10 protein-coding genes are annotated in these 10462 nt (G+C 70.3%); 8 read left to right on the forward strand and 2 right to left on the reverse strand.

What is annotated here, in order from left to right; all coding sequences use genetic code 11:
- The 3 genes from D7V77_RS36555 to D7V77_RS36565 form a co-directional block, all read left to right on the forward strand.
- Nucleotides 1–1263, forward strand: a 1263-nt coding sequence (locus D7V77_RS36555) for an OprO/OprP family phosphate-selective porin (protein ID WP_120580887.1), incomplete at its 5' end; no start/stop codon positions are given.
- A gap of 165 nt (nt 1264–1428) precedes the next feature.
- The gene (locus D7V77_RS36560) at nt 1429–2436 is read left to right on the forward strand and encodes a hypothetical protein (RefSeq protein WP_120580888.1); all 1008 of its coding nucleotides are present in this window, start codon (nt 1429–1431) and stop codon (nt 2434–2436) included.
- A gap of 265 nt (nt 2437–2701) precedes the next feature.
- A complete protein-coding gene (locus D7V77_RS36565; RefSeq protein ID WP_120580889.1) occupies nt 2702–3895 on the forward strand; it encodes a hypothetical protein in 1194 nt (397 codons plus the stop codon).
- 3 nt (nt 3896–3898) lie between these two features.
- Here the strand turns inward: D7V77_RS36565 and D7V77_RS36570 are convergent, their stop codons facing one another.
- Together D7V77_RS36570 and D7V77_RS36575 are read right to left on the reverse strand one after the other, a co-directional pair.
- Nucleotides 3899–5197 (reverse strand): AAA family ATPase, encoded by a 1299-nt coding sequence (locus D7V77_RS36570; protein WP_120580890.1) that lies wholly within the window; start codon nt 5195–5197, stop codon nt 3899–3901.
- 33 nt (nt 5198–5230) lie between these two features.
- Nucleotides 5231–5926 carry a glutamine amidotransferase gene (locus D7V77_RS36575; RefSeq protein WP_120580891.1) on the reverse strand — a complete coding sequence of 232 codons (696 nt, stop codon included), beginning with the start codon at nt 5924–5926 and terminating at the stop codon, nt 5231–5233.
- Between the two features lie 238 nt (nt 5927–6164).
- Between D7V77_RS36575 and D7V77_RS36580 the strand changes: the two genes are divergently transcribed.
- From D7V77_RS36580 to D7V77_RS36595, 5 genes are all read left to right on the forward strand, one after another.
- Nucleotides 6165–7250, forward strand: coding sequence for a M35 family metallo-endopeptidase (locus D7V77_RS36580; protein WP_120580892.1), 1086 nt, complete (start codon nt 6165–6167; stop codon nt 7248–7250).
- Between the two features lie 90 nt (nt 7251–7340).
- Nucleotides 7341–7469 carry a hypothetical protein gene (locus D7V77_RS45620; protein WP_255424692.1) on the forward strand — a complete coding sequence of 43 codons (129 nt, stop codon included), beginning with the start codon at nt 7341–7343 and terminating at the stop codon, nt 7467–7469.
- Entirely contained in the window at nt 7466–7912 is a 447-nt protein-coding gene (locus tag D7V77_RS36585) for a protease (RefSeq protein ID WP_120580893.1), read from the forward strand. The genes D7V77_RS45620 and D7V77_RS36585 overlap by 4 nt, the downstream gene beginning before the upstream one ends.
- A 116-nt stretch (nt 7913–8028) precedes the next feature.
- Nucleotides 8029–9135, forward strand: a complete 1107-nt coding sequence (locus D7V77_RS36590; protein WP_120580894.1) for an isopenicillin N synthase family oxygenase — start codon at nt 8029–8031, stop codon at nt 9133–9135.
- A 72-nt stretch (nt 9136–9207) separates the two neighbouring features.
- Nucleotides 9208–10462: MFS transporter (locus D7V77_RS36595; RefSeq protein WP_120580895.1), on the forward strand; the 1255-nt coding region annotated here is incomplete at its 3' end.

Consider the following 10462-nt stretch of genomic DNA (forward strand, 5'->3'; position numbering starts at 1 on the left):
GGCCTGCTGCTCGCCGCCCCCCGCGTTCACGCCCAGGCCTCCGAGCCTCCGAAGGCCGCGGAGCCTCCGAAGGCCGCCGAGCCGCCAGTCATCAACGTCTCCGAGGAAGGCTTCACGCTGTCGTCCGCGGACAAGGCCTTCGTGCTCAAGCTGCGCGGCCAACTCCAGGGCGACGGGCGCTTCTACTTCGCGGACATCGACCGAACTGGCACCAACACGTTCCTCGTGCGGCGCATGCGCCCCATCCTGGACGGGACGCTCTTCGGCTTCATCGACTTCCGCCTCATGCCGGACTTCGGCGTCAATCAGCCGATCATCCAGGACGCGTTCATCGACTTCCGTCCAGGGGAATGGGTCCGCCTGCGCGCGGGCCGGTTCAAGACGCCGTTCGGACTGGAGCTGCTCCAGTCCGACATGGACAACCCCTTCATCGAGCGCTCGCTCACGGTGGACCTGGTCCCCAACCGCGACGAGGGCCTGGAGCTGCACGGCGAGGGCGAAGGCGGCCGGTGGCAGTACTCGCTGGCGGTGGTGAATGGAGACCCCGACGGCGCCAGCACCGACACCAACCCCGACGACAGCTTCGACCTGGTCGCCCGCTTCTTCGCCCTGCCCTTCAAGGGCCGCGAGCCGTCCTTCCTCCAGGGACTGGGGCTGGGCATCGCGGTGACGCGCGGCCTCCAGTTCGGCACCGCCACCAACACCGGGCTCGCGCCCTTTCGCAGCACGGGCCAGGAGATCATCTTCAGCTATCTCAACAACGCGAACACCGGAGAGACGGTGACGGCGCACGGCCAGCACCTGCGGCTCGCGCCCCAGGGCTACTTCTACTGGGGGTCCTTCGGCCTCCTCGCGGAGTACGTGCGCTCGTCACAAGAGGTGCGAATCGCGGACGCACGCGCGCGGCTGCGCAACCACGCGTGGCAGACGTCGGTGTCGTGGGTGTTCGGAGGGAAGGCGTCCTTCGAAGGCGCCCGGCCCACGACGCCCTTCGACCCGAAGACGCTCAAGGGCGGCGCGCTGGAGGTGGCGGCGCGCTACCACGCCCTGGACATTGACGACGCCGCCTTCCCCCGCTTCGCCAACCCCGCGCAATCCGTGAGCGCGGCGAGCGGCTTCGGCGTCGCCACGACGTTCGCCTTCAACCGGCGCGTGCGCTTCGCCATGAACTTCCACCGCACGAACTACGAGGGCGGCGCTCCGGATGGCGCCGACCGCCCTCCCGAGAACGTCCTCATGTCCCGCTTCCAGCTCACGTTCTGAAACCCCGCCCGCGAGCCGTGAAACATTTGGTGACGCCGGGTGTCATCCGGCGGCTTCGTCCTGGTGCGTCTTGAAGCGCCCACGTCATGTGCACGACGCTCCCGCCGCCCGCCACGGGTGGCCCTTGCCCGTGGGCCGCTCCCGCGGACTCCGCCGAGAGGATGCATGCCCGCGAACGTGTTCCCGCAACGCCCGACGCCTGTCCGCTCCCCGTCCCTGTCGAAGGCGCTCACGCGCGCCGCGCTGCTCGGCCTCCTGGGCCTGGGCGCACCCGTGGCCGCGCAGCAGCCCCAGTCGCCCATCACGGAGGACGTGCCACTCCCGGTGCAGCCGCTCCTGCCCGACAGCCGCGTCTACTTCACCACCCTCAACGTGGTCCGCTACAACCCGCTGGGGCTCGAGTCGCAGAACCGGCTCGTCTACCAGAAGCGCCTCTCCGACAGCCCTTCCCTGCTCCTGCGCGACACGTACGCCAGCGCCGGCGCGAGCCTCCGGCTGAGTCCCGCGTTCTTCAAGCTGGGGCCCGTGGTGGAGCTGCAACCGCTGGCGATCTTCAACGTCCGCGCCGGCTACGAGTACGTCCAGTTCTTCGGCACCTTCGGCAGCGTGCAGTCCTATCCGGACTCCTTCCAGCCCTACGACGACGACCTGCGCAGCGCGACCAATGACACCGCCTACGGCACCTCCGGGCACCACTTCTTCGTGGAGCCCATGCTCCAGGCGAAGGTGAAGTCCCTGGCGCTGCGCTCGAAGCTGGCCATCGAGTACTGGAACATGTCGCTGCGCGACGGCGGCACGCGCGGCACGTTCTACGACCCGACGCTGGACACGCTGGTGCCCGGCAAGGGCTGGGTGCTCGCCAACGACACGGACCTCCTCTGGCTGGCCGGACAGTGGACGCTGGGCGCCCGGCTCTCCGCGGTGTGGCCCCGCTACGACGAAGACACCAACGCGGTGGAGCCGCTGCCCGGGCGAAAGCTGCCCACCAACTCGCACGTCCGCGTGGGCCCGCTCGTCGCGTATGCCTTCGACACGAAGCCGGGCGGCGTCATGAGCAAGCCCACCGTGCTGCTCATGGCCGGCTGGTACCTCAAACATGAGAACCGCATGAACGCCATGCCCTACCTGCTGGGCGGCTTCTCCTTCACCACGGAGCTGCTCTCCGGCCGCTGACCGCGCCCCGCGGACTGTTCAGGCATCAAAGCCCCACTGCCCTCCAGGGCAGTGTGCCTGCCTGCAGGTCGTTCCTAACTCGCACTGTCTGTCTTTGGGGACAGCGAGGTGGGGACACATGGGAACGACTCGCAGGGTGATGGGCTGGCGGCTTCTTTGGGGCGCCGTGATCGCAGCGGCGCTTGGCGGGTGCGGGCCCTCGGAGGCCCCCGAGGCGTCCGCACGGACGCAGGAGGCGGCACTCTCGGGGGGAGCCTTCGCCTGGGTGAAGCACCTGGGATCCCCCCGGTTCGACCAGGCCCACGCGGTGGACTTCGACCGCGACGGCAACATCCTCGCGCTGTTCCTCTACCAGGGCAGCGTGGACCTGGGCGCGGGCCCCGTCGGCTCCGGGAACCCCGACAGCATTGGCTTCGCGGTGGCGAAGTACACGACGGCCGGCGCGCTGCTGTGGACCCGCGCCTATGAAGGCGTGCTTCCTCCCGGCGGACAGAACTTCGTCGACGCGGTGGCGCTCACGGTGGACCGGGAGCGCAACGTGCTCGTCGCGGGGACGTCGAACGAGCCCATCGACCTGGGAGGGGGACTCCAACCGGCAGGCGCCTTCCTGCTGAAGCTGCGCAAGACGGGGCAGTTCCAGTGGGCCCGGCACTTCACGGGCAACATCTCTCCCCAGGACCTGGTCACCGACTCGCAGGACGGCATCGCCATGACGGGCAACGCCTTCCGCACGGTGGACTTCGGCCAGGGGCCCAACTCCTCGCAGGTGACGGACGTCGTGACCGCATTCCTCACGAAGTTCAATGCCGCCGGCGCGGCGCAGTGGACCGTCCGCGAGCAGTTGATCCTGAGCAGTGGTGCCAGCGTCGCGGTGGATGAAGCGGACGCCTTCTACTTCGCGGGAATCCTGTACCCTGACCCGGAGGTCTGGAAGGTGACCCCCTCGGGCACGGTGGCGTGGACCCGGTCGCTGGTGGGCGCGTCGGGAGGAGCCGCGAGCATCGCCGTGCACGGCAACCGCGTGGTGGTGGGAGGCCAGTTCAGCAGCGCCTTCACGTTCCGGGGCCAGACGATTACGCCCCCGGTCCCGGGCGGCGGCTTCCTCGTCGCGTGGACCCGGGCCGGAGAGGAGCGCTGGGCCCGCGCCTACCCGCAGGCCGTGGGCGCGGTCGCCGTGGCCGAGGACGACGCCGTGGTCGTTGGCGGCGCCTCCATCGAGCCGGACTCGCCCTCCGGCTACACGCTCTTCACCGCGAGGCTGGAGCGCATCGAAGGTCAGCAACAGTGGAGGCACACGTACAGCTCGACCGGACGCCCGTTCTTCACGGACGTGGCGGTGAACAAGCAGGGCGCGTTCGTGGGAATCGGCTACTTCTCCGGCACCCTCCACCTTGGAAGGAACCTGGTCTCGCGCGGCTTCGACGACGACTTCCTCTTCAAGGCGTCGACGGCGCCCTGACGGTCATCCGAAGCCCTGGGCGCGCAGCACCGCGCCCAGCGGCACGGAGCCCGCGCGGGAAGCGTCGAACCACCGCGCGGCCTCCTCCGGCGTCGGCTGCGTCCACCGCCAGCGCCCGGGCCCGCCGCCGCCCTGGCAGCGGATCAACGACGTGCGCAGCTGCTCCGCGTGGGTGAACTCCAACTGCTCCAGCACCAGCGGGTTCTGGCTGGTGACGAAGGCCTGCCTTTTCCCCATGTCCCGCACGCACGCGCGCACCAGGTCCGGATGCAGGCCGTCCGCCAGCTCGTCCGCGATGACGAAGGACTCGTGCACGTCCAGGTAGTAGAGGAAGGACAACAGCCGCTTCTGGCCATGGCCCAGCTGCTCCTGCGTCACCGGAGTGCCGTCCGGCCGCACGAACGCGAAACGGAAGCCGCTGAAGCCCAACCGTCCGCCCTGGGACAGCGGCGTCGTCTCCGTCACGTCCACGGTGAGCGTGCCTGAAGCGAACCCCGCCAGCGTCACGAAGCGCGCGAGGAAGCCCTGGGGCTGCGCCTCGTGGCGGAAGAGCAGCGACGGAGGCACGGGCTCGCGCTCCACCTGTTCGCGCAGCCAGCCCGGCATCCACGTGGGCAGCGCCATGAGTCCCAGCGGAAACAGTTCCTCACCGCGCTGCTCCATCGCGTAGCGGATGGCGCCGATGCGCTCGAACATGCCCAGCGCTTCGTCGAAGCGCGGCGGCGCCAGCAGGAACGTCTCCCGGAGCAGGTCCTTCAGCCGGTCCTTCACGCCGCGCTCCAGGTACTGCGCGGCCATGAAGAGCAGCGTCCATACGGACCGGTCCAACACCGACCAGTGCATGCGCTTGGAGAAGCCAGCCGCGCCCGCCACCTCGCACGCGAAGCCCGTGGCGCTGGCGCGCATGACGAGCCGCGCGTCCTCCGCCGCGTCCCACCGCACCGTCGCCACGATGGAGGGCATCAGCCCGTGCGCCAACGCCGCCGGCGGCAGCGCCAATGCGGCGCCAGGGCCTGCATCGGAGCCGCCCTCCCCGGCCGTAGCGGGCAGCGCGGCGGGCGGCTCGTTGCGCACGGCCACGTCCACCGTCAGCGCGTCGAAGCGCAGCGCGTACTCCAGCGAGAACGGCTCCCGCAGCAGCCCGGAGAAGTCCGAGCACAGCACCGCGGACACCAGCTCCAGCAGCGTCGTGCGTCCGCTGCCCGTCGCGCCCACCACCACGTTCAGGGCAGGGCCGAACGTCAGCACCGTGTCCGGCGCGAGCCCTCGGTAGTGGTGGACGTGCAGACGGGTCAGCTTCATGGCGTCCGGCCCTCCCCTTGCCTTGGACGGCCGTCAGCGTAGGCCCTTCGCCAGCTGATGCGCGAGCCGTTGGAGCAGCTCCGTGTTCTCCGCCTCCGCCGCCTTCAGCTTGGGCAGCTGGGCCTTCAGCGCCGCCACGTCCTTGCCCCGGGTGACGAGGTCCTCCTCCCCCAGCTCCAGCCAGCGCCCCAGCTCCTGCGCCGTCAGCTCCAGGTGGAACTGGAAGCCATACGACTTTCCCAGCCGGAAGGCCTGCTGCGTGTACCGGTCCGTGGACGCGAGCAGCGTCGCGCCGGGCACCGGCGTGTACGTGTCCCCATGCCAGTGCGCCACCGCCGTGCGCGGCTTCGCGCCCGCCACCACCGGGTCCTTCAGCGCGTCCTGCGTCCAGCGCACCGGCCCCACGCCCACCTCGAAGCCATTCTTCCCCGGCGACACCGTCGCACCCGCCGCCGCCGCCAACAGCTGCGCACCCAGACACACGCCCACGCACGCGCGGTCGTTCGCCAGCCGCTCTCCCAGCAATGCCAGCTCTTCATTCAGGAACGGATGGGCGTCCGCCTCGTACACCCCCATGGGCCCACCCATCACCACCACCAGCGGCGCGTCCACGTCCTCGCGCTTCACCGTCCGGAAGCGCCGCACCAGCGTGAAGCCCGCCGCCTCCAGCGCCGGCCCCAAGAGGCCTGGCCCCTCGTGCTCCTCGTGCTCGAACACCACCGCGCGCATTTTCCGCCACCCCTTCCCTGTGTCTTTGTTTGTGCCACACGCAATGCGTGCCGCGTGAAGACTAACGCTCCATGCCACGGTTGGCCGCGACGCGCCGTGAAACCGGATAGCCGGCAGGCATTTATTTCACAGTATTTCATGCCATCATCTGCGGGCCCGGTTTCCCCTATAAGCATGCACACCCGGGCATTCCCCCTTGGGCGTTTTCGTCGCGTCGTATTCCGAAAGGAAGTTCCTCGTGAGCAAGAGCCTTCGCGGTTTCAAGTGGCTGATGGGCACGGTGGTCGGCGTTTCCCTGCTGAGCGGTTGCGGCGCTCCTCCGGCGGAGGGTGAGCCCACCCCGACCGAGGCCACCGAGCAGGCCCAGGGCGCCCTGACGGCGCAGGTGTCCGCAGGCAAGGCCTCCATGGCCGCCAGCGAGCGCGTGACGGTGGAGGTGACGCTGACCAACACCTCCTCTTCGCCGGTGAGCATCTACAAGTGGGACGCGCCGGGCGAGGGCCTCAACGAGGGCCGCCTGTCGGTGTCTCGCGACGGCCAGCCGGTGGAGTACACGGGCGCGCACTTCAAGCGCGTGCAGGGCCGCGCCGAGGACATGGTCACCATCGCCCCCGGCGAGAGCCTCTCCGGTCCGGTCGTCGTGTCGGACGCGTATGACCTGTCCGTCTCCGGCACCTACACCATCCGCTACGAGCTGGAGGCGCGCGCGGGCGTGACGGCGCTGTCCTCCAACGCGGTCAGCCTCTTCATCGAGGGCCGCCGCAACAGCCTCGAAGGCATCGAGGCGATGCGCACGGTGACGGCGCAGGGCCTGTCCTACTCCGGGGCGTGCACCGCCTCCGAGCAGACCACCATCACCAACGCGTACAACAGCGCGAAGACCTACTCCAACAACGCGTACACGTACCTGAGCGCCACGCCGTCCGCGACCAGCCGCTACACCACGTGGTTCGGCACGTACTCCAGCTCCAACTGGAACGTCATCAAGACGCACTTCAACAGCATCAAGAACGCGTTCGCGTCCGCCGCCGTCGTCGTGGACTGCAGCTGCAACGAGAGCGGGACCTACGCGTACGTGTACCCGGCCTCGCCGTACAAGATCTACGTGTGCGGCGCCTTCTGGAACGCCCCCAACACGGGCACGGACTCGCGCGCGGGCACGCTGGTCCACGAGATGAGCCACTTCAACGTCGTGGCCGGCACGGACGACTGGGCCTACGGCCAGACGGCCGCGAAGAACCTGGCCCGGTCCAACCCCACCAACGCGCGGGACAACGCGGACAGCCACGAATACTTCGCGGAGAACAACCCCTCGCTGCCGTAAGGTGACGCGGGACCGTTGACTCCGGGGCGCGGGCCACATGGGCTCGCGCCCCTTTTCTTTTCGCAGCACGAACACAAGGAGCGTCACGTGATGGGCCTGGGACGAAGGAACCTCGCATGGCTCGCGGTGCTGACCGCCGCCGGTGTCACCGCCTGTACCCCGAAGCCCGCGGAGGCACCCGCGCAACAGCAGGCCCCCGTCGCCGCGACGCCGCCGTGACGACCCCGAAGCTGGAGTGCGCCCTCAGCGTCCACCCGAAGGCGAAGGTCGGCGAGTCCATTGAAGTCCTCTTCAAGCTCACCAACCGCTCGGAGTCGCCCGTCTGGGTGCTCAAGTGGCAGACGCCGCTGGAGGGCATCCTGGGCACGGTGTTCCAGGTCACTCGCGACGGCGAGGAGATGCCGTACCAGGGCCCCATGGTGAAGCGCGCGGCCCCGGGCGCGGACAGCTACGCTGCCATCGCCCCGGGCGCCACGGTGGAGAACACCGTGGAGGTGACGCAGGCCTGGGACTTCAAGAAGCCGGGCACGTACCGCATCAGCTTCCGCGACGCGCTGATGGACGTGGCCACGCGCCAGCAGGACGTCCCCCGCGCCGGCGGCGAGTACCAGTCCACGCCCGTGACGTGCGCCCCCGTGGACGTCACGGTCGCCGCGCGCTGAGGGGAGCCGTGAGTCCGTAGGAGGGGACCTCTTCCGGATTTCCCTGGAACGAGGAGGGCGGGCAGGCACGGTCCCCCTCCTCAGCCGGGCCCGGGCGCGATACACCTGGGCCCACCATGGCGGACACCCCCACGATGAACATCCCGACGGTCGACCTGCTGGACCTGGCGTCGGGTGAACCGGCGCGCCTGGAGCGCGCCGCGGCGGCCCTGCGCGAGGCCTTCGGCGTCTTCGGCCTCGTGTTCGTGAAGAACCACGGCGTGGACGCGCCGGCGCTGGAGCGCTTCTACGACGCGTTCTCCGCCTTCGTGGCCCGCCCGGACGCCCAGAAGCGCCCCCTGGGCCGCGCGGACCTCTGGTACCAGCGCGGCTGGACGCCTCCCAACACGGAGGTCGCCGTCGCCAGCAACGGGCAGCCGGACTTCAAGGAGTGCTACTTCGCGGCGCCCACGCCCACCGACCCGCAGTCCGCCATGGAGTTCCCGGAGCTGTACCCGGAGAACATCTGGCCGGACGACGCGCCGCCCTTCTTCCAGGAGGGCCTGCTCACCATGGGCACCGCGCTGCACGAGGCCGGCCTCAAGCTGCTGCGCGGCGCCGCCCTGGCGCTGAACCTGCCGCAGGACACCTTCACCGCCTCCTGCGAGAAGGCGCCCCACGTCACGCGCGCGCTCCAGTACCTGCCGCTGGGCCCGTCCCAGGTGAACACCGGCATCCTCTGGGGCGAGGAGCACACCGACTTCAACCTGCTGACGCTGCTGCCCGGAGGCCGCTTCCTGGATCCGGAAGGCCGCCCCGCGCCGAAGCCGGATGACCAGAGCGGCCTGTACCTGCGCACGCGCGCGACGCCGGACGCGCCCAATGGGGCGATGGTGCGCGGCACCGCGCCCGCGGGCTGCATCGTGGCGCAGGTGGGCCAGCAGCTGGAAATCCTCACGGGCGGCACGTTCCTCGCCACGCCGCACGTCATCACCGCGCCGGGCGTGCCGGGGTGGCAGCGCCAGTCCGCCGCGCACTTCATGCACGTGCACACCAGCCAGGTGCTCTTCCCGCTGCCCGGCTTCCGCACGCCGGAGGCGGTGGCCAACTACGCGCCGCCGGTGCTCGCGGGCACGTACGACATCAAGACGCTGGTGGACATCGGCCTCGCGCCGCCCGCCGCGCTCGACAAGCTGGGCTACCGCCACTACGACCGGCTGAACAAGATGCGCGCGACCACATAAGGCGCGCCGGGGCCGTGCGCCCCTTGTCGCTGGCGCAAGGGGGACGGGCTGCGTTACAGCGCAGCCCACTCCATGGCCGATACCCCCTCCGTCCTCGCCAGCTCCGTCTTCCGTCACCGCGACTTCCGGCTGTATCAAATCGCCCGTCTGTGCGCGGTGCTCGCGGCGCAGATCGAGTCGGTGGCCATCGGGTGGCAGGTGTACGAGCTCACCGGGAGCGCGCTCGCGCTGGGCTACACGGGCCTGTCCCAGTTCGTCCCCTTCCTCGCCTTCAGCCTGCTGGGCGGACAGGTGGCGGACCGCTACGACCGCCGCCGCATCCTGGCCATCTGCCAGGGCGTGATGCTGGTGTGCAGTCTGCTGCTCCTGTCCTTCACGCTGGGCCACGTCACGGACGTGCGGTTCGTCTACGGCGTGCTGGTGCTGTTCGGCACCGCGCGAGCCTTCTATGCGCCCGCGGGCTCCGCGCTCACGCCCTACCTGGTGCCGCCGGAGGAGCTGACGCGCGCGGTGGCGGTGAACTCCACCACGTGGCAGGTGGCCACCATCGCGGGCCCCGCCGTGGGCGGCCTGCTCTACGGGTGGCTGGGCGGCAAGGGCGTCTACCTCACGTCCGCGTCGCTGTGCGCGCTCACCATCGTGTGGATCCTCTCGCTCAAGGTGCGCACCGGCAGCGCGTCGCGCGAGCCCATCTCCCTGACGACGCTCGTCGCGGGCCTGCGCTTCGTGCGCCAGAAGCGGCTGCTCCTGGGCAGCCTCACCCTGGACCTCTTCGCGGTGCTGCTGGGCGGCGCGGTGGCGCTGTTGCCCATCTACGCGCGCGACGTGCTGCAGACCGGCCCGTGGGGACTGGGCCTGTTGCGCAGCGCTCCGGCCGCGGGCGCGGCGGTGGTGGCGGTGCTGCTCGCGTTCCGTCCGCTGGGCGGCCACGCCGGGTGGAAGATGTTCGGCGCGGTGGCGGTGTTCGGCGCGGCCACGCTGGTGTTCGGCCTGAGCAGGTCCCTGCCGCTGTCGCTCGTGGCGCTCGCCATTGGCGGGGCGGCGGACATGGTGAGCGTGGTGGTGCGCCACACGCTGGAGCTGGTCTCCACGCCGGACGACATGCGCGGCCGCGTGGGCGCGGTGAACATGATGTGCATCGGCGCCTCCAACGAGCTGGGCGAGTTCCGCGCGGGCTCGCTCGCGGAGGCCCTGGGCGCCGTGCACGCGGTGGTGATTGGCGCCGTGGGCACGCTCATCGTCGTGGGCCTCTGGGCCTGGCTCTTCCCGGAGCTGCGCAACGTGGACCGGCTGGAGTCCGCCGCCCACCGCCCGCCCCGCCCCGAAC

The sequence above is a fragment of the Corallococcus sp. CA041A genome, assembly GCF_003612075.1.
Taxonomy (GTDB): domain Bacteria; phylum Myxococcota; class Myxococcia; order Myxococcales; family Myxococcaceae; genus Corallococcus; species Corallococcus exiguus.